Raw genomic sequence first — 17996 nt, 5'->3', positions numbered from 1 at the left:
TAGGCCTAGTTCAGTGAAAACCCGTAGAAAATACCACCCAGCCTGCGAATCCCCTTCGAGAGGACTTCGGCCACCTCTGAAAGTATAGACCGTTCCATTTCAAGACGTTCCAGCGTGGATTGGGCCTCCCGCAAGCCGATTTTCGCGTTGATGTCCACCTTTAAAGTATCCGCCAGCTTGTAGGAGAACGAAACCAGCTCATCTTCCACCGGATTTTCCCAGTTGGAAACGGTCACCGTTTTTAATTTTTCAGGCGTGGCGGTTGCCCGCCACAATTTCAAAACCTCGCGGGCTTTGCGGAGGGTCAGGGCCCACTCGTCTTCCCCGGGGCTGGCGTCTGGAATGGCCTTTAGCCTGGCCATGCGGTAATCCCTGCTGAAATCCTCGCTTAACACCCTGGCCCGGGTAAGGCCCAGCAGGGTAATGTGCACGTTTCCATCGGCAAGCCGCTGGTGGTTTACTATCTTTCCCACGCATACCATCTCCCGTATGGCGGGATTGCCGAAGTATTCCTCTTCCCAGCCTGGCTGGAAATTGGCCATGGAAACGAGCCGGTCCCCCTTTAAAGCGGTATCCACCATGGCCAGGTAGCGCGGTTCGAACACCAGCAATGACAAAGTGGTCTTCGGGTAAAACACCGTTTCCGGCAATGGGAATACGGGGGAGTCGAAATCTTCGCTAAAATCGGTCATTATCTAAGCGCTCTTGCGAAGGGCCATGGTGACCCATCCTTCCTTTATAACCTGTTCATTCAAAATGAACCCGGCGGTTTCAAACGCTGTCAACGCGGCCGGGGCCTGATCCAACCGCATACCAGAGGCGACCAGCTCCCCACCGGGGGCCACCAGCCCATAAAACCTGGCGGCGTTGGCCACAAGCGGGCCTAAGAACAGGTTGGCCACCACCATGTGGAATTGTTTGTCCACGCAGTCGGCCTCCCCCGTGGCGAAAAGGGTGTTAACCATGTTTCTCCGGGCGTTTTCCACCGCTATGGGCGTGGCTTCGGCGTCGTTATCTATCCCCACCGTAAGCGCGGCTCCCATCTTTGCCGCCACTATGGATAATATGCCCGAGCCGCATCCTATGTCCAGAAGTGTGGGAGGGGTTTTGCGCTCGATGAACTCCACGCAGGCCGAAGTGGTGCCGTGATGCCCGGTGCCGAAAGCCATGCCCGGGTCCAATATAATACGGGCCCTTCCTTCCGGGACATCCTTTACCCACCAGGATGGGATGACCACAATTTTGTTTCCTAGCTCCAACGGCGTGAAAGACTCTTTCCACCGGGCCAGCCAGTCTTCGCTGGGCTGTCTTTCCACAATCGGGGAGCTTACGGAGGCCGTGGGAAATTGCGCTGTTATCAGTTGGGAGATGGATTGGGCTTTTTCCGGCGAGAAATCGGATTCTTTCAGCCAGATGGAAATCTCTGTCCCTTGTATGGAGGCTTCCCCCACCTCGGTGGTGGCGTCCCAGTCGTATGCCAGGGCGCCGGCGGCCTCATCTGGGTCCGCCCCTGAAAGCGTAAAGGTTATTTTCACCCAAACCTGGTTCATCAATCGTCTCCAACGGCTCTTTAATATCTGTGAGCGTTACCGGCGTTCAGATAAAAATATGACAGAAGCGGTAGAAAAAGGTATAATCTACCATATTTTCATGGCAGTTCCTTTCACGGCCGCGGGCCGTACACAGTATGCTAAATGGGGGTCGAAACAATGAAGAGCGGTGGTCAATCTGCGTTCACGGTTGGAACCAAGGTAATTTATCCGGCCCATGGCATAGGCGTGGTGGAGCGGATTGAGAAACGGGAGTTCGGCGGCGCGTTCGAAGCCTGTTATATCATAAGGTTCCAGAAAAGCGGCATGGTTATCACCGCCCCTATCCGGTCTGCGGACACGGTGGGCCTTCGCGGGGTGATTAACAAGCGGGAAGTCTCCAAGATAATGAAAATCCTGAAAGACGACCGCTCCGAAGCTGTGGAGTCCAACTGGAACAAACGCCAGAAGCTTTACCTGGAGAAAATAAAAAGCGGTTCGCTATTCGAGGTGGCTTCCGTTTACCGTGACCTGTATTTCCTCAGGAACACCAAGGGGCTTTCTTTTGGCGAGCAACAGGTGTTCGACAACGCCCACAAGCTCATTGTAAGCGAGATCGCGGAGTCCAAGGGCGTTCGGGAGGAGAAGGTGGTGGAGATGATCAAGGATGTCCTCACCAACTAACCGCACCAGAACAGCGCCATTCCCCGGTCATCCTGCCCTGAATATGAATAGCCATGGGTGAAATAGAATTTTTAAGACGGATCAACGTGTTCGCGGGGCTGGACGACGCCCGGCTTCTGGAGATATCCCGCCGCCTGGCGCCGGTGAGGTTTGAAAAAGGCTCCTTCATTTTCTACCGGAACGATTTGAGCGACGGCATCTATTTTGTCGCCAAAGGCTCCATACAGATAATCATAGATAACGACGAGAACCGGGAAATCATCGTTTATACCGTGCCAGCCGGAGACATACTTGGGGAACTCTCCCTTTTCGAGAACCGGTTACGTTCCGCCACGGCGGTGGCCCTGGAGGAATGCAGGTTATACAAGATCCCCGGCGACAAGTTCCAGGAAATAATCAAACAGTACCCCGCCGTCGGGGAAAACCTGGCTAAGGTTCTGATAAACAGGTTATTGGCCGCCAACGAGATGATTGAGCGTTTGGGCGCCATGGATGGAACCGGGCGTGTGGTGGATTTTCTCCGCGCCGCCGCCCAGCGGGAAGGGCGGCGCCTTGAAGATGGCTACCTGCTGGAAAAACGCCCCACCTACAACCAGGTGTCGCACCGGCTGGGCGTTTCCGAAAAAACGGTTTACCGCACCATCCACAAACTCATCGAAGAGGGCAAAATAGCGATGAAAGGCAGAGGGCTTTTAGTGAATAAAAGCCTCTTTATCGGGTGACCGGTCTTTTATGACCCGCCTTGGCCTGCTGGCGATATCGCTATCAATCTCCCTTGCTTGCGCCGCTTGTTCCCTTACAGGGGATGATTCCGGTAAAACCAACAAGAAAAACGCGCTGGAGGAACTGGGCGTAACCATAACCGGCTCCGGAGCCAGCGTAAAAACCGGCGATGGCTCAACCGTTACGGTGACCGCCGGAGCGGACAACCACCAGCGCCAGGCTAAAACCCCTCCCTTACCCCAAGGAGCCTCGGAGCCCAGCCGTATAGATGGAGTGGACGACGTTACTTTCATGATCACCACACCCCAGGACCTGGACGGCGTCAGGAGTTTTTACGAGGCGCAATTCGCCGGGCAGGGGTTGGCGATGGGCCCCTCGGTGATGTCCAAAGGGATGTATTCGGGCCGATGGGTTGGGAAACCAGGCTCCACGGCGGTGGCGGTTTACGCCTATTCGGCGGGCGCCGGGAAAAGTCAGGTTACGCTGGTGATGGCTTATTAAACGATACGGCCCTTATTAACTCCGGCTCACGGGCGCGCCACAGCTTTGGCAGAAATTGTGATCCGCTCCAATCCTGGCGCCGCATTTTACGCAGAACGCGGTTTTTGAAGATTTCGTCCGGCTCTCCCCCGCTTTTGTGGCAGAAGGGGTTTTGGCCCCTTTCTCGATTTCCTCTATCTGGGCCAAGATGGCCATTGCGTCCGACTCAAACCGGGTCTTCATCTCGGCGTAATCAGCGTCGTCCAGCTTGCCTGTCTTTTGGTCGAAATCCAGATCCTTAAGAGCGGCGTACAGGGAGTCCCGCCGGTACAGGAGGCCGGTCAACTCATTTTCCAGCAGGGCGCCGGGGGCCTCGGCTATCCTGGGGTTCAACAAGGGGTACGCCACGGCGAACAATACGGCCGCCAGAAGAATAAGCTCCACCAGGACAAGCATGCTGATTAATCCTCGAATTCGGAAAGTTCTTTTTTAAGCCGCTCCATAAGCTCCCCACCGGCCTGCGCCTGGGGCGCGGCGGTGGTCTTGGCGGGCGCGCTTAAAGCTTCGCCTTTAATTGACCATACCCGCACTATCCTATAAACCATAAATCCCACGAAGCTGATGGCAATGAAGGGAAGGATATAACCCACCAGGTTGAACCCTTCCTTTTTAGGCTGGGCCAGAATCTTCTCACCGTTTTCCTGGACAAAATTCACTACTATTTCGTCGTAAGACTTGCCGGAAAGCGACATCTGCCGGATTTTAACCCTCGCTGGCACCGCGAACTCGCAATTTATGTGCGGGCAGTTTTTTATGGTCTGGTTGCAACCGCACAGGCACATAAGGTCCCGGGCGGCCCTTTCATAAACCGCGTCGGTCACGCCGGGCGGAGGCCCCCCTTCCCCTTGGGCCCAGGCGGGGGCTGAAAACAAAAAAACCGCCAGAAATAAAAAGGCGGCGCTGATAAATGGTTTCATTTTTATCCGGCCAAATTGGACTACATATTAAATGATAACATAACCCTGCCAAGTCGGCATGACCGCCACCGTGTTGGTGGGCCTCAGTTTGAATCTCAAATAACAGACAGATCCTTCACTTCGCCTGCGCTTCGCCCAGGATGACAGTGTTATCAACGGCTTTTATGTTGTCATTCTGAGCGTAAGTGAAGAATCTCCCCTGCACTTTCAAACTGAGACACTACCACCGCGTTTGCCCGTTTATGCGCTTTCACATGGGCTTTTCCGCCCCAAGGCGCCGATGCACCGCGGTGCAAAAATGCCTTTGTAATAGCATTGCAGTGGGTTATACTGAAATATCACTTTCTTGTTTATTTTGGGGAAGTCTTTGTAAACCGTCATTTTTGAGGACTTTGTATGGGCCGGATCAATTACCTGTTCACTTCCGAGTCAGTTTCGGAAGGTCATCCCGATAAAATTTGCGACCAGATATCCGACGCGGTGCTGGACACCATCATAGGGCAAGACCCTATGGCCCGCGTGGCTTGTGAAACCTTCTGCACCACCGGCCTTGTGCTTATCGGCGGCGAGTTTACCTGCGACCCCTCCGTGAAAGTGGATGTGGCCCAGATAGCTCGCGACGTGGTGAAGGATATCGGCTATAACGAGTCGGCCATGGGGTTCGACTATAAATCCTGCGGCGTGCTCAACGTGATGCACGGCCAGTCGGCGGATATAGCCATGGGCGTTGTCCGGGAAATACCGGAGAACCAGGGCGCCGGCGACCAGGGGCTTATGTTCGGTTTCGCCACCAACGAGACCCCGGAATATATGCCCATGCCCATCCTGCTGGCCCACAAGCTGATGGCGCGCACCACGGAGCTTCGCAAGAACGGCAAGATGCCCTACCTTAGGCCCGACGCCAAGGCGCAGGTGACCATCGAATACGTCAACCGCAACCCCCACAGGATAGACACGGTGGTCCTCTCCACCCAGCATAGCGAGGACGTTTCCGAGGCCGATCTGAAAAAAGAGGTCATCGAGCAAATAATAAAACCTATCATGCCCCATAACCTTTTCGACGAGAAAAAGGTGAAGTTCCATATCAATCCCACCGGGCGGTTCGTTATCGGCGGCCCCCACGGCGACACGGGGTTGACGGGGCGCAAGATTATAGTGGACACCTACGGCGGCGTGGGCTCCCACGGCGGCGGAGCTTTCTCGGGGAAAGACCCTAGCAAGGTGGACCGGTCGGCCTCCTACATGGCCCGTTACATCGCCAAGAACCTGGTGGCGGCTGGGATTATGGACAAGTGCGAGGTCCAGCTGGCCTACGCCATCGGCGTGGCGGAGCCTGTTTCGGTGCTGGTGGACTCTTTCGGCACCCGCAAGATAGACCAGGAAAAGATACAGAAGATCGTGAGGGAGCATTTCGACCTGCGCCCCTACGGCATCATAAAGACCTTGGGTCTGCGCAAACCCATATTCCGCAAGACAGCGGCTTACGGGCATTTCGGCAGGGAGCTTCCGGAATTCCACTGGGAGAAAACCGACATGGCCGAAACCCTGCGCAAGGCCGCCGGAATTTAAAAGGCGGAAAGGAACAAACTTAAATGTCAGGACAGGCAACGATGAACTACGATGTTAAAGACATGGGGCTGGCCGACAAGGGCCGCGCCCGCATCGAATGGGCCGATCAGGATATGCCGGTGCTCCGGCAGATCCGCGAACGGTTCGCAAAAGAGAAACCGCTGGCTGGCATCCGCATGTCCGCCTGTTTGCACGTTACGGCCGAAACCGCCAACCTCTGCCGCGCCTTGGTGGCCGGTGGCGCGGACTTGACCCTGTGCGCCTCCAACCCCCTGTCCACGCAGGACGACGTGGCCGCCGCGCTTACCAAGCATTACGGCGTGCCCACCAACGCCATCAAGGGCGAGGATAACGATACCTATTACCGGCATCTCACAACGGCGCTGGATCACAACCCCAACATGACCATGGACGACGGGGCCGACCTGGTGACGATGATCCTCACCAAACGCACCGAGCTTGCCAGCCAGGTGATGGCCAGCATGGAAGAGACCACCACCGGCGTCATCCGTCTGAAGGCGATGGAAAAAGACGGGATATTGAAGTTCCCGGTGATCGCCGTCAACGACGCGGACACAAAACACCTTTTCGATAACCGCTACGGCACAGGCCAGTCCACGCTGGACGGCATAATCCGCGCCACGGATATGCTCATCGCCGGCAAAAAGGTTGTCGTCTCCGGCTATGGCTGGTGCGGCAAGGGTTGCGCCTCCCGCGCCAAAGGGATGGGCGCCCAGGTGGTTGTTGTCGAGGTGGATCCTATCCGGGCGCTGGAAGCGGCCATGGACGGGTTTGAAGTTATGCCCATGAACGACGCGGCGAAAGTGGGCGACCTGTTCATCACCGTAACCGGCGGGATGGACGCCATCGGCAAACAGCATTTTCCGTTGCTGAAGAGCGGCGCCATGATGTGCAACAGCGGCCACTTCGATGTTGAGATAGACATCAAGTCGCTGGAGGCCATGGCGGTGAAGAAACGTAAAAACATCCGCAACTTTGTGGATGAGTACGAGTTGTCAAACGGCCGCAAAGTGTACATATTGGGCGAAGGCAGGCTAATCAACCTGGCCGCCGCCGAAGGTCACCCAGCGTCCGTTATGGACATGAGCTTCGCCACGCAGGCTCTGGCTTCCGAATGGGCCGTGAAGAACAAGGGGAACCTGTCGGTGAAAGTCCACGATGTGCCTAAAGAGATAGACCAGTGGGTGGCCAACCTGAAACTTGCCGCCATGGGCATCTCCATCGAGAAGCTCACCGACGCCCAGAAGGAATATCTCACCAGCTGGCAACACGGCACGTAATTTATCGTCGTTCTGAGCGTATCGAAGCAATCTTTCCTGTCATCCCGGAATCCCGACGCAGTAGGGATATCCGGGATCGCTTTTTTTATCGAGATGCCAGGTAAGCCCGGCATGACAAAAGAAGACCCCGGATCAAGTCCGGGGTGACAAAGTGGGAGACCCTTCGTCCCGTAAGGCGGGACTCAGGGTGACGGGGGGAAGCAACTATCTTCATAGGGGCGGGTTTCAAACCCGCCCTTTTTTTGTCACCCTTCGACAAGCTCAGGGTGACAAGCAATCAAGGCGCAAGCGAACCGGCCCCTCCAGTATTTTTACGACACCTTGATCCCGCTGGGCATTTCCGATACCGGCGACACTATCGCCAGCCTCTCGCCGTCATTCACGGCAAGCAACATCCCTTGCGATTCAATACCCATCAGCTTCCGGGGTTTCAAGTTCGCCACTATAACGATGGTCTTTCCAACCATTTCCTCGGCGGTGTAATGTTTGGCGATGCCCGCCACCAGCGGCCGCTGAACGCCACCCACGTCTATGGTGAGTTTTAACAGCTTTTCGGCTTTTTCGATTTTTTCGGCGGCCACCACTTTTGCCGTGCGCAGGTCCACTTTCGAAAAATCGTCAAAATCTATCAGCCCTTTTTCTTCCGGTTTCTCTTCCACTTTTACCTCTTTGGCTTTTTTCGCGGGAGCGGGTTTGGCTGGCGCCTCAACCTTCTGGGCGGCGGCCATAACCTTCTCCACGTCTTTCATGTCCACTCTATCCATCAGCCGTTCGAACTGGCCGATTTGATGCCCTGTAAGGTATCGCAGGCTGTCGGCCCATTCGAAAGGCTCCACTTTCAATATCCGCTCCACCTTCTCCACAAAGGCGGGAACCACGGGCTTTAAATATATGGCCAGCAGGCGGAACGCGTTTATCCCAACGGCCAGGACTTCGCTCAACGCCGCCGGGTCATTCTTCAAATCCCAGGGTTTTTTTTCGTCAATATACTGGTTGGCCTTGTCCGCCAGGCGGCAGACCCTTTTTATGGCCAGTGAGAAATCGCAAGCCTCGTATTCTTTGGCGATGTCCCCGCTTTCGGCGATGAACTCGTTTAAAAACCCCCGTTGCGATTCTCCAAGTTCACCGGCCAGCCGGTTGTCCAGCGTGGCGTTCTTGTTGAGTATGGTGATGGTCCGGGAGCCCAGGTTTGCGACCTTGTTCACCAGTTCGGCGTTCACGCGGAAAACGAAATCCTGAAAATTCAGGTCCAGGTCGTCCACCGTATGTTTTAGCTTGGTGGCGTAATAGTAGCGTAAAAGCTCCGGGTTGACGCCAGCGCTCAAATAGTCCCGCGCATTCAGGAAAGTCCCTTTGGACTTGGACATTTTCTCGCCGTTGATGGTGAGGAAACCGTGCACGTGGATCTTGTCCGGTTTCTTATAACCGGAGCCTTCCAGCATGGGTATCCAGAACAGCGTGTGGAAATATACGATATCCTTCCCGATGAAGTGGTGGATTTTGGCGTCACCGGATTTCCAGAGCGCGTCAAAGTTCCCCCCGGTCTTACCGGCCCAGTTTTTGGCGGCGGAGATATAGCCGATGGGCGCGTCCAGCCACACGTAGAAATATTTGTCTTCCTCGCCGGGTATCTTGAACCCGAAATAAGGCCCGTCGCGGGAGATGTCCCAATCCCTCAATCCTTCCTTAAGCCAGGTGGCCAGGAAGTTCTTAATCTCCGGCTGGAGCGCGTCCCCCTCCAGATAGTTTTCCAGGGCCGGGATGAAATCCGACACCCTGAAGAAATAGTGGGACGACATTTTCCGTGACGGCGGAGCGCCGCAAAGGGAACACCTGGCCTCTTTAAGCTCCGTGGAGGCGTAGTGGGCGCCGCACACGTCGCAGGAGTCCCCATACTGGTTCTCCGCGCCACAGCGGGGGCACACGCCGCGCACGAACCTGTCCGGCAGGAACATCTTGTCCGTGTCGCAATAGGCCTGCTCCACGTTGCGGGTGGTGATGTGGCCGCCGGATTTCAATTTAAGATAAATCTCCTCGGACAACACGCGGTTCTCTTCGGAGTTTGTGGAATGGTAATTGTCGAACTTTATGTTGAACGCGGAGAAATCCTCCAGATGTTCCTTATGGAAACGCTCTATCACCGCTTCCGGCGTGGTTCCCTCGTTGCGGGCGCGGATCATAATCGGGGCGCCGTGGGTATCGTCGGCGCAGAAGAACAGGGCCTTGTGACCGGCCATGCGGTGATACCGCGCGAAAATGTCCGCCTGTATATACTCCACCATGTGCCCCAAGTGGATGGAGCCGTTGGCGTATGGCAAGGCGGCGGTTATCACCAGCGGGGAATCCGGCATCCTTTTCACTCCAAAAGCATCATTAACTGCATTGAACGGTAATTGTAACATGGGGTATGGCGGCGGAAGCCTTTTTGAGTGATTGCCGCCTTTAATTTTCAACGGGATTGACAGCATTGGGGCTTTTCCTGATAATCCGGGTATACGCGGCCATATAGTCGTGGGGACAATCTACAAAAGAGGGGGGCCAGGTTTGCCTAAAGCTCCGGGATTTATGCGCGGTTTAAAGCTTCTGTCTTTGATAGCCCTGGGGTTGGCGGTCACGCTGTTTCCAATGCGGCAGGCTGTGGGGCAGGCGGCCCCGGAATCCATAAAGATAAACGAAAAGGGGTTCACCGGGAGCGAGGTGTGCGGAAAATGCCACACCAGGCTGTACAACATGTGGAAGGAATCCATGCACGCCAAGGCCACGGAAGACCCCATATTCCGCGCTTCATACCTGGAGGCCCACTATAAAAGCGGCGGCGGCGCGGCGAAGATATGCCTGCGATGCCACGCCCCATCCGCCAAAGGGAACAATATACTGAATCTTGACGAGGCTCCCACCTCCGAAGGCATCACTTGCGACTTCTGCCACAGCGTTAAAAGTGTGGATTTAAAGAAGAAGGACAATCCGTTTGTGGTGGACGCCGGGCCTGTCAAATACGGCCCGAACAAAAAAGGCGATGTAAAACAGCACAAGGTGGCCTATTCAAAAATACAGGGGGAGGCCGCGTTCTGCGCCACTTGCCACGAGTACTCGCTGAACGGCGTGCCCATCATATCCACCTACAGCGAGTGGATGGAAAGCTCCTATTCCAAAGAAGGCAGGCCATGCCAGTATTGCCACATGCAGGAGGCCCCCGGAGAAATATCCAACAACGTGATTAGCGAGCGGGGGCCGAAGATATTCAGCCACCATCTGGCCGGGGCGCATTCATTGACCCAGCTCCAGAAAGCGCTGGCGCTGAAGATCGCCAAGGTTGAGCGTTCCGCCGACAGGATGACGGTATTGGTGGATGTGACCAACGTGGGTTCCGGCCACCGGGTTCCCACCGGGATTCCCACCAGGAAGCTGATACTGTATTGCGAGGTGCGGGTGCCCGGCGGCAAGGTTTATAAAGACAAGGTGGTTTACGAAAAGGCCATATTCGACAAAAGCGGAGCGGAGCTGACTTCCGACGCGGAGATAATGCTGGGCTATGGCTTCACCGTGGCCAAGGACAACCGCATTTACCCGAAAGAGACCCGCAAGGAGCGGTTCACCTTCTACGTGCCAGAGGGTAAAAAAGTTTCCTTATCGGTATGGGTGGACTACCTTTACACACCGGTCATAATGCAGGAAACCGAGATGCGGGTTGAAATGAACCGGGACCAGGCGGAATCCTCTCAAGGTTATAAATAGCGGCGGTAAAGAGGTTTAAAAGGGTAATGACCACGCAAACCGGCCTTGCGGCCGACGGAAACGGCGAGACCCGCCGCAGGGTTCTCAACATAAGCCTGTGGGTGTCTGGCGCGCTTGCGGCATTCGGCTTCGTTTACCCATTGGGGATGTTCCTGTGGCCACGGGAGGGGAAGAAAGAGGCCGCCGCCAAGTCCATGAAGATATCATCGGCCGAAGTGCCCATTGGCGAGGCCAAGTTCGTGCGGTTCCTCAACAAACCCGCGGTGATTATCCGCCCCAACGAGCAGGAGCTTTACGCCTTGTCCGCCATCTGCACCCACCTGGGTTGCGTGGTGAAATGGAACGACTCCACCCAAGAGCTTCTGTGCCCCTGCCATGGCGGCAGGTTCGACACCAAAGGTGTGGTGCTCGGCGGCCCGCCCCCCAAGCCGCTCCCCTCGTACTCGGCGCGGCTGGAAAACGAATACATAGTGATAGAGGAGGCCTGAAGGCCGTTATGGAAATAAGCGTTCTGAAACTGGGGCCCATCAAGATCCGCAACAAGCTGGCAATCCGGCTTTTTTCGGCTGTGGACGACAGGCTGGCCATAAAAGAGATAATGAACGATGAGGTATTTGAAAAAATATCCCCGGCGTATCTTGGGCTGTGGTCGTGTTTCGGGGGGATAAGCTTTTTCCTGTTCCTAAACCAGATTGTCACCGGAGCGCTATTGCTGATTTACTACCAGCCAACCATAGAAAGCGCCCACGCTTCGGTGGCCCAGGTCATGAACGAGGTGCCGTTCGGCTGGCTTATCCGGGGCTTGCACGCCTGGGGATCCAACCTGATGATAATCGCCATTATTATCCACATGGCGAAGATATACGTTTACGGCATATACAAGGCGCCAAGGGAACTGAACTGGGTGGTGGGGGTTACCCTTCTGCTTCTTACCCTTGGGCTGTCGTTCACCGGCTACCTGCTTCCATGGACACAGCTGGCCTATTGGGCCACCGTGGTGGGCACGGAGACACCGGCGGCCCTGCCCTATATCGGGGAGTCATTAAGGTACGCCATGCGGGGCGGCGAGGAGATTTCACAGGTTACACTTACCAGGTTTTTCGCGATCCACATTATGATTTTACCCATAGTGACCGCCGGGGTGGTGGGCCTGCATCTTTTGCAGATCAGAAGACAGGGCATATCCGGCCCCCTATGACAGTTGATTGAATGGAGACACTCGTTGATTAGGACTGCATTGCCATGAGCGGCGAAAGCGGATTTTCCCAGAAGAAAGAGTTCGAGGTGAAGGCTCTCCCCATGGAGGAGAAAAAGCGCCTTATAGCCGAGGGTAAGGCGCATTGGTTCTTCCCCCATCACGTGCTGGAGCAGGTGATAATCTGCGGTGTGGTGCTGATGATACTGGTCACCCTTTCCACGGTGGTTCCAGCCCATTTGGGGCCAAAGGCCGACCCCTTCGATACGCCAGCCCACATCAAGCCCGAATGGTATTTTCTGGCGGCTTTCTACAGCCTGAAAGTGGCCCAGTATCTGGAGTTCCTGGGGTCGTGGGCTCCCAAGCTTTTAGGCATCGTGATGCAAGGGGTTGCGGTGATGGTGTTGCTGGCGGCGCCCTTCATAGACCGGGGCGGCAAGGAGCGGGACTATCGCAAACGCCCGGTGGCCATGATAATAGGCGGCGTGGGAGCGTTTATTGTTGTGCTGTTTTCGATATTGGGCGCCGTTACTTAAAAAACAGCCCAATCCGGAAACGTTGGCCCGGATGGGCCGCCCGGCTACGCTTTTCTTATGAGCGACAAAAATTCCTGCCGCGTCCGCGGGTCTGTCTTGAAATTACCCAGCATGGATGATGTGACTGTCACAGAGTTTTGTTTCTCCACCCCGCGCATGGCCATGCAAAGGTGCAAAGCCTCCACCACAACCCCAACCCCTTTTGGATGCAGGGCGTCCATAATGGCGTTGGCCACCTGGTTTGTGAGCCGCTCCTGCACCTGAAGCCGCCTGGCGAAAACCTCCACAACCCTTGGTATTTTCGACAAACCAACAATTTTGCCCGAAGGAACGTAGGCCACGTGGGCTTTGCCGTAAAAGGGGAGCATGTGATGCTCGCAGAGGGAAAATATGTCTATGTCCCTCACGATGACCATCTCGTCGCAGGCTTCGTGGAATATGGCCCCTTCCATCACCTTCATGGGGTCCATCTTGTAACCGGCGGTGAGCTGGCGCAGGGATTGCTCCACCCGTTCAGGGGTTTTTTTCAAACCTTCCCGTTTCGGGTCTTCACCTATTTCCGTAAGAAGCTCGTAAACGGCGGCTTTCATCTTCTGGGTAAAACTCCTAATTCCCGCGTGAAAAAAGAGGCCGGCTTAACAGCCGAAGGTTTCAGACGCCGATGGTTTGCGGCGGGGAGGGGCCAATAAAAGCGCGGCCTGGGTTAAATTGGGATATCAGTCCTCATCCACAGGCTGGCCGTCAACCATTTGCTTGAACCTTTTGCCCGCCTTGAACCGGACCACTGTGCGCGCGGTGATCTCCGCTTCCTCACCGGTTTTCGGGTTGCGCCCCACCCGGGGCCGTTTCGCCTTGGTCTGGAACGAGCCGAACCGGCGCAGGATGACTTCCTCATCCCTGCTCAACGACTCTTTTACGAGCGCAATGATAGTTTCCACCGCCATGTCCGCATCCTGTTTGGAGAGCCCTGTCGTCTCCGCGACGCGGTTGATTATGTCAATCTTGGTCATGACTGATCACCTCATATCGAATTTCATGGGAAACTTCTCATTGCCGAACCACCACTCGGCGCGTTGAACTATTATAATTCACACCGCCCGGTGTAGAAAACTAATTTCCAATTCCTCCGCCCGATTTTTACCGCGCCCCGGAAATCCGTGAGCGGAGCCATTCCACGTTGAACCGGGCGTGTTTCAGGGTGGCGCGGTTGTCGTGGGTCCATATCAGGTGTATGGTCCCATCCGCCGCTCTTATCATGGCCGGGTAGTCGAAAGAGGCCTCCGTATCCCCGGGCTTGCTCTCCAGGTCGGTTATTTTCCTGAACCGGCGGCCGTTGTCGGTGGACACCGCCAGCGACAACGGGTTGCGCCCCTTGCGGGAATGGTTGTACGCCAAAAGGACGGCCTTTAGCTCCTCTACATAAATGGCGCATATCCCCGCGCCGGGGTTGGGCAGGGTTGTCATGGTGGAGGGACCCCAGGTTAACCCCCCGTCCGATGAATAAGCCCGGCGGATGAACCGGTCAGACTTGTCCCGGGCCAGCATCAAGATTTTTCCATCGGGCAGTTTTACAAGGGTGGGCTGGATGGCGTCGGTATCCTCCAGCGAGGCGTATTTTTTGGAGACAACCGCCCCATCCCTGTAATCCACCAGCGCGGTATAGGCCCCCACCAGGTTGGCCTCGTACCAGAAATCCACGAATAGAGGGATGAGCATCTGGTGGTCGCCGGTTTTTATGGGGATGTTTCGCGGCAGGTTGCCGGGCCATGCGGTGAAAGTGGCGCCGCTGGTCCAGGTTTTCCCCTCATCGGCTGAGGTGACATAGTCCACCATCGCCCCGCTCCACCCCCCGATGCGCACCGAGGCGAAAAACATCCATATCAACCCGTCGTCATCCCGGAACAGGGCCGTGTTTCCCACGGATTTGGAATACCCCTTGGGGATTATGGTGAAAGGCGCGCCCCACACCCCGGTTTTTTTATTTAACACGGCGCCGTATATTTCCGCGTCGGCGTGGGTTTCCTCTTTGGCGGAGAACCAGCTGGCCATGATGTCCCCGTTTTTCAGCTCCACCAGGGACGCGCCGTGGGGCCTTCCGAAAGATTTCGGAGGGAACACCAGGGACGTGGTGAATGCAGGCTCTCCCCACGACATTCCGGCGCTCAGCGCCAGGAGCAAAATAGCGGCTCTGATGGCGCCCATGGGGGGGATGGAAGTCAGGCTATGGAGCGATAGACTTCCAGGGTTTGCCTGGCGGTGTCCATCCATGAGAATTTGGCGGCCTGTTTAAAGCCTTTTTCCCTCATCTCCGCCCGGAGGCCGGGATTGTTGGAAAGCTTTATCATGGCCCGGCTTATTTCATCCACGCTCAAAGGGTCTATCAGCAGGGCCGCGTCTCCGGCGATTTCGGGCAAAGAGGAAATGTTGGAGGTTATCACCGGCGCCCCGCAGGCCATGGCCTCCAGCACCGGCAGGCCGAACCCCTCGTAACGGGTAGGGAAAACGAACATGTCTGAGTTCTGGTAAAGGTGGAGCAGGTCATCTTCGCTGGCGTAGTTTGTAATAACGATGTCGTTGGCGCCCTTAAGCTGGTCGCAGGCGTTCAGAATGTCGTTATACAACCAGCCCTTTTTGCCGCATATCACAAGCTGATAATCGTCCCCCAGCCTGTTTTTGGAGGAAGCGAAGGCTTCCATGAGCCGGGTAAGGTTCTTGCGCGGCTCCAGGTTGCCAACGAAAAGCATGTATTTGCCGCGGATGCCGAATTTTTCCCGCAAACCCCGCAGGCTGTCCTCGCCGGGAGCCGGGGGTCGAAACCGGTCGCTCACCGCCTGGTGCACCACCGATATTTTGTTTTCGGGAACCCTGAGCCACTCCATAAGGTCCTTCTTGGTGGACTCGGACACCGATATGATCCTGTCCGCCCTCCGGGCCACAAGGCTTATGAGCATACGCATGTAAAAGGCGTATTTTCTTGGGATGGTGTCGGGCATTATGAACGACACGATGTCGTGGATGGTAACCACGGTTTTGGGGTATTTTTTCAGCGGCACCATGAATGCCGGGCCGTGGAACACGTCCACCCCCTTTTTTTTCAGGACCGACGGCAAACAGAAATTTTCCCAAAAATCCCCGATTAAATGGTTTTCATTGGAAACCCATGTGCGGTGGTTCTCGAAATTGGGCTGTTGCCGGAAAGTATGCTCGTATTCGCCGTTGTTGGAGATGAGGCAGTAATTGTTCTCCAGGTCTATGTCCTGAAGCTTTTTGATCAAATTTGTTACGTAATAGCCAACACCCGACCTGGGTTTATTAATCGTGCGAATATCAATGGCTATATTCAAATTTTATTCCCCCGCGTCTCACCAACAGTGCCGCCATGTCCCCGGAGTGACGCCAAGTTTCAAGAAACTGGTTTTAATTGCCGTGGCTTGCTTTTAATCGGATGAATTGAACACCTGATGGACACTTGATTAAATATACGATTTACCCCGTTTAGTCAAACAAAATTCCAGCGCCATCGCGGGGAACCTGAAGGCGAAAAGCTTCTCGTAAACGCCGGGAACCTTGTTAAAAAGCCACTCCAGCCCCATCACCCGCCAGGCGCGCCACATCAATATCCTGGCGCTTTTCAGCTCAAACCCGCTCCGCTGGTAATGGCCGTAAACCTCCCTTGCGCCCGTAAGGCCGGCTATGGACTCGTAGGAGAAAAAATGCCTGTGCGTAAAGTCTGAAAAAGCGTGGAGCGACGAGAAATGGGGCACCCTCACGAAAACCTCGCCCCCATCCTCAAGAATCCGCTCCACCTCCGCCATAAGCGCCCATACGTCGCCGGCGTGCTCCAGCGAGTCCGTCAGATACACCGAGCCGAACGACCCGTCGGCGAAAGGCAAATGGGGCGCGTCCATGTCGGCCACCACGTCGGCCATAGTGCGGCCATGTTTGTCCATACCAATGGCGCCGGGTCTTTTGGCCCGGCCGCATCCCAGGTCCAGCGCGGGTTTCAGGCTCATGCCGCCTCTTCTTTCCCGGCGGAAAGCCACAGGTACGCAAAACCCGCGCAAAGGGCTCCGTCGCAAATGAGTTTCGCCAGAGCCATTCCGGTTCCCGAAAACGCCGGGGCCAGAAAGATGTTGAGCAGGATATTTATCACTATGGCCCCCGAAAGAAGCCGGGCGGCTATTCTGGCCTTGCCGTCTATGATGAACGCCATCATCAGCGCATGTCGCAAGAACATGGCCACCGACGCCACCAATAGCCACCGCAAGGAGCTTATGGCCGGTTCGAACGATTCCGTATAAATGAGACGGACGATATCCCCCGCCAGCGCAACACCGGCCGAAGCCCCGATTACCCCAAGCAGACCCACCAGCATGGCCGAACGCCACGCCCAGGAGCGGAACGCGGCCCTGTCCCGCCCGGCAAGCTCCGACAGGGCCGGGAAAACCGCGGAGTAAATAAGCGTAGGCGCGGCAAGCCACACATCCAGTATTTTTATGCCAGCCGAGTAATACCCCACGTCGGCCAGGGTCAACCCCAGAAGGGGCGCCATGGCCACGTCCAGCCGGTAGAAGGCTATGGTCAAAAACGTCACCGCCGCCAGCGGGGCCGATTCTTTCAGCATGTAGCCCCACAGCGAAAGGTCCCATCCGCCGCCCAGCTTTATGCCCCGGCCCATGGCCCAGGTGAACCCCCATGCCACGGCGGCCAGCTGGGCCGTGGCCATCACCGCCAGGGTGGGGCCCAGCCCCGCCCCCAGGTACATGGAGACTATGGCCAGCGCCGTCACCGCCACCTTGCCGATGGTCAGCAGGAAAGTTTCCACGTGCAGTTCCTGCCGCGCCTGGAAAAGCGCCCCGGCGTATTCCATAAGGGAAAACCCGGCCATGTAAACACCCATAAGGGCCAGCAGGGCCATGTGGCCCCCTTCGTACCCGGCGGCCATGCCGTACAGGATAAGCAGGGTTATTGTGAGGGCTGAAAGGATAAGTTTCAGTTTTAACGCCGCGCCGGCGGCCTGTTCCAGGTATTCGGGAGACCTGGCCCCGTTGCGGACCAATAACAGGTTCAGGCCCGGATCCACCAGGAACACGGCGATGGCCGCCAGGGAGTTTAACGTGGAGAACAGTCCGAAAGGCTCGGCGCCCAGCCACCGGGCCATGGCCATGTAAAAGAAGAAAGAGAGCGCCCGGCTGAAGATTTCCGTGAGCGCTTTGAATGCCAGGTTTCTGGTGACCCTGTTCACAAGGAGCATCGCCAGACCATCA

General features: G+C 56.1%; 20 protein-coding genes. 9 read left to right on the top strand and 11 right to left on the bottom strand.

The window, feature by feature from the left end; genetic code table 11:
• Positions 1-5 precede the first annotated feature (5 nt).
• Both HY751_08470 and HY751_08465 read right to left on the bottom strand, forming a co-directional pair.
• Positions 6-692, bottom strand: coding sequence for an LON peptidase substrate-binding domain-containing protein (locus HY751_08470; GenBank protein MBI4666428.1), 687 nt, complete (start codon positions 690-692; stop codon positions 6-8).
• A gap of 3 nt (positions 693-695) precedes the next feature.
• Positions 696-1550 carry a 50S ribosomal protein L11 methyltransferase gene (locus tag HY751_08465; protein MBI4666427.1) on the bottom strand — a complete coding sequence of 285 codons (855 nt, stop codon included), beginning with the start codon at positions 1548-1550 and terminating at the stop codon, positions 696-698.
• Between the two features lie 159 nt (positions 1551-1709).
• On the opposite strand from HY751_08465, the gene HY751_08460 reads away from it, so the two are divergent.
• Genes HY751_08460 through HY751_08450 form a run of 3 tightly spaced genes read left to right on the top strand, consistent with a single transcriptional unit; the run spans position 1710 to position 3437 of the window.
• On the top strand, positions 1710-2213 hold the full coding sequence (locus HY751_08460; GenBank protein ID MBI4666426.1) for a CarD family transcriptional regulator: 504 nt from the start codon (positions 1710-1712) through the stop codon (positions 2211-2213).
• A 53-nt stretch (positions 2214-2266) separates the two neighbouring features.
• A complete protein-coding gene (locus tag HY751_08455) occupies positions 2267-2935 on the top strand; it encodes a Crp/Fnr family transcriptional regulator (GenBank protein MBI4666425.1) in 669 nt (222 codons plus the stop codon).
• 10 nt (positions 2936-2945) lie between these two features.
• Positions 2946-3437 carry a hypothetical protein gene (locus tag HY751_08450; GenBank protein MBI4666424.1) on the top strand — a complete coding sequence of 164 codons (492 nt, stop codon included), beginning with the start codon at positions 2946-2948 and terminating at the stop codon, positions 3435-3437.
• A 15-nt stretch (positions 3438-3452) separates the two neighbouring features.
• Here HY751_08450 and HY751_08445 read toward each other — a convergent pair whose 3' ends face one another.
• Both HY751_08445 and HY751_08440 read right to left on the bottom strand, forming a co-directional pair.
• Complete coding sequence (locus HY751_08445; GenBank protein ID MBI4666423.1) at positions 3453-3872, bottom strand: hypothetical protein; 420 nt, start codon at positions 3870-3872, stop codon at positions 3453-3455.
• 5 nt (positions 3873-3877) lie between these two features.
• Entirely contained in the window at positions 3878-4297 is a 420-nt protein-coding gene (locus tag HY751_08440; protein ID MBI4666422.1) for a cytochrome c-type biogenesis protein CcmH, read from the bottom strand.
• Positions 4298-4789: 492 nt separating this feature from the next.
• Here HY751_08440 and HY751_08435 point away from each other — a divergent pair, with 492 nt between their 5' ends.
• Together HY751_08435 and HY751_08430 are read left to right on the top strand one after the other, a co-directional pair.
• Entirely contained in the window at positions 4790-5962 is a 1173-nt protein-coding gene (locus tag HY751_08435) for a methionine adenosyltransferase (protein MBI4666421.1), read from the top strand.
• Between the two features lie 41 nt (positions 5963-6003).
• Positions 6004-7263, top strand: coding sequence for an adenosylhomocysteinase (locus HY751_08430; GenBank protein MBI4666420.1), 1260 nt, complete (start codon positions 6004-6006; stop codon positions 7261-7263).
• A gap of 311 nt (positions 7264-7574) precedes the next feature.
• On the opposite strand, the gene metG is transcribed toward HY751_08430, so the two are convergent.
• On the bottom strand, positions 7575-9614 hold the full coding sequence (metG, locus tag HY751_08425) for a methionine--tRNA ligase (protein MBI4666419.1): 2040 nt from the start codon (positions 9612-9614) through the stop codon (positions 7575-7577).
• 193 nt (positions 9615-9807) lie between these two features.
• On the opposite strand from metG, the gene HY751_08420 reads away from it, so the two are divergent.
• The 4 genes from HY751_08420 to HY751_08405 all read left to right on the top strand — a co-directional run bounded on the left by HY751_08420 (position 9808) and on the right by HY751_08405 (position 12729).
• Positions 9808-10998, top strand: coding sequence for a hypothetical protein (locus HY751_08420; GenBank protein ID MBI4666418.1), 1191 nt, complete (start codon positions 9808-9810; stop codon positions 10996-10998).
• A gap of 146 nt (positions 10999-11144) precedes the next feature.
• Positions 11145-11486, top strand: a complete 342-nt coding sequence (locus tag HY751_08415; protein ID MBI4666417.1) for a Rieske 2Fe-2S domain-containing protein — start codon at positions 11145-11147, stop codon at positions 11484-11486.
• An 8-nt stretch (positions 11487-11494) separates the two neighbouring features.
• Entirely contained in the window at positions 11495-12196 is a 702-nt protein-coding gene (locus tag HY751_08410; protein ID MBI4666416.1) for a cytochrome b N-terminal domain-containing protein, read from the top strand.
• A gap of 44 nt (positions 12197-12240) precedes the next feature.
• Entirely contained in the window at positions 12241-12729 is a 489-nt protein-coding gene (locus HY751_08405; GenBank protein MBI4666415.1) for a hypothetical protein, read from the top strand.
• A 44-nt stretch (positions 12730-12773) separates the two neighbouring features.
• Here HY751_08405 and folE read toward each other — a convergent pair whose 3' ends face one another.
• The 6 genes from folE to HY751_08375 all read right to left on the bottom strand — a co-directional run bounded on the left by folE (position 12774) and on the right by HY751_08375 (position 17974).
• Positions 12774-13319, bottom strand: coding sequence for a GTP cyclohydrolase I FolE (gene folE / locus HY751_08400; protein ID MBI4666414.1), 546 nt, complete (start codon positions 13317-13319; stop codon positions 12774-12776).
• Positions 13320-13445: 126 nt separating this feature from the next.
• Positions 13446-13739 (bottom strand): HU family DNA-binding protein, encoded by a 294-nt coding sequence (locus HY751_08395; protein ID MBI4666413.1) that lies wholly within the window; start codon positions 13737-13739, stop codon positions 13446-13448.
• A gap of 127 nt (positions 13740-13866) precedes the next feature.
• Positions 13867-14931 carry an exo-alpha-sialidase gene (locus HY751_08390; protein MBI4666412.1) on the bottom strand — a complete coding sequence of 355 codons (1065 nt, stop codon included), beginning with the start codon at positions 14929-14931 and terminating at the stop codon, positions 13867-13869.
• Between the two features lie 14 nt (positions 14932-14945).
• On the bottom strand, positions 14946-16004 hold the full coding sequence (locus HY751_08385) for a glycosyltransferase family 4 protein (protein MBI4666411.1): 1059 nt from the start codon (positions 16002-16004) through the stop codon (positions 14946-14948).
• A gap of 198 nt (positions 16005-16202) precedes the next feature.
• A complete protein-coding gene (locus tag HY751_08380; protein ID MBI4666410.1) occupies positions 16203-16742 on the bottom strand; it encodes a methyltransferase domain-containing protein in 540 nt (179 codons plus the stop codon).
• Positions 16739-17974: a flippase gene (locus HY751_08375; protein MBI4666409.1), complete on the bottom strand. Its 1236-nt coding sequence runs from the start codon at positions 17972-17974 to the stop codon at positions 16739-16741. The genes HY751_08380 and HY751_08375 overlap by 4 nt, the downstream gene beginning before the upstream one ends.
• Positions 17975-17996: the final 22 nt, after the last annotated feature.

The organism is Nitrospinota bacterium (assembly GCA_016208975.1).
Taxonomy (GTDB): Bacteria; Nitrospinota_A; UBA7883; order UBA7883; family JACRLM01; genus JACQXA01.
The sequence above is the reverse complement of the archived record's forward strand: the minus strand, read 5'-3'. Positions and strand labels throughout refer to the sequence as shown.

What these genes read in the sequence shown, in the direction of transcription:
- HY751_08470 (MBI4666428.1), bottom strand. Translation starts at nt 692, where the DNA reads ATGACCGATTTTAGCGAAGATTTCGACTCCCCCGTATTCCCATTGCCG.
- HY751_08465 (MBI4666427.1), bottom strand. Translation starts at nt 1,550, where the DNA reads ATGAACCAGGTTTGGGTGAAAATAACCTTTACGCTTTCAGGGGCGGAC.
- HY751_08460 (MBI4666426.1), top strand. Translation starts at nt 1,710, where the DNA reads ATGAAGAGCGGTGGTCAATCTGCGTTCACGGTTGGAACCAAGGTAATT.
- HY751_08455 (MBI4666425.1), top strand. Translation starts at nt 2,267, where the DNA reads ATGGGTGAAATAGAATTTTTAAGACGGATCAACGTGTTCGCGGGGCTG.
- HY751_08450 (MBI4666424.1), top strand. Translation starts at nt 2,946, where the DNA reads ATGACCCGCCTTGGCCTGCTGGCGATATCGCTATCAATCTCCCTTGCT.
- HY751_08445 (MBI4666423.1), bottom strand. Translation starts at nt 3,872, where the DNA reads ATGCTTGTCCTGGTGGAGCTTATTCTTCTGGCGGCCGTATTGTTCGCC.
- HY751_08435 (MBI4666421.1), top strand. Translation starts at nt 4,790, where the DNA reads ATGGGCCGGATCAATTACCTGTTCACTTCCGAGTCAGTTTCGGAAGGT.
- HY751_08430 (MBI4666420.1), top strand. Translation starts at nt 6,004, where the DNA reads ATGAACTACGATGTTAAAGACATGGGGCTGGCCGACAAGGGCCGCGCC.
- metG (MBI4666419.1), bottom strand. Translation starts at nt 9,614, where the DNA reads ATGCCGGATTCCCCGCTGGTGATAACCGCCGCCTTGCCATACGCCAAC.
- HY751_08415 (MBI4666417.1), top strand. Translation starts at nt 11,145, where the DNA reads ATGTTCCTGTGGCCACGGGAGGGGAAGAAAGAGGCCGCCGCCAAGTCC.
- HY751_08410 (MBI4666416.1), top strand. Translation starts at nt 11,495, where the DNA reads ATGGAAATAAGCGTTCTGAAACTGGGGCCCATCAAGATCCGCAACAAG.
- HY751_08405 (MBI4666415.1), top strand. Translation starts at nt 12,241, where the DNA reads ATGAGCGGCGAAAGCGGATTTTCCCAGAAGAAAGAGTTCGAGGTGAAG.
- folE (MBI4666414.1), bottom strand. Translation starts at nt 13,319, where the DNA reads ATGAAAGCCGCCGTTTACGAGCTTCTTACGGAAATAGGTGAAGACCCG.
- HY751_08395 (MBI4666413.1), bottom strand. Translation starts at nt 13,739, where the DNA reads ATGACCAAGATTGACATAATCAACCGCGTCGCGGAGACGACAGGGCTC.
- HY751_08390 (MBI4666412.1), bottom strand. Translation starts at nt 14,931, where the DNA reads ATGGGCGCCATCAGAGCCGCTATTTTGCTCCTGGCGCTGAGCGCCGGA.
- HY751_08380 (MBI4666410.1), bottom strand. Translation starts at nt 16,742, where the DNA reads ATGAGCCTGAAACCCGCGCTGGACCTGGGATGCGGCCGGGCCAAAAGA.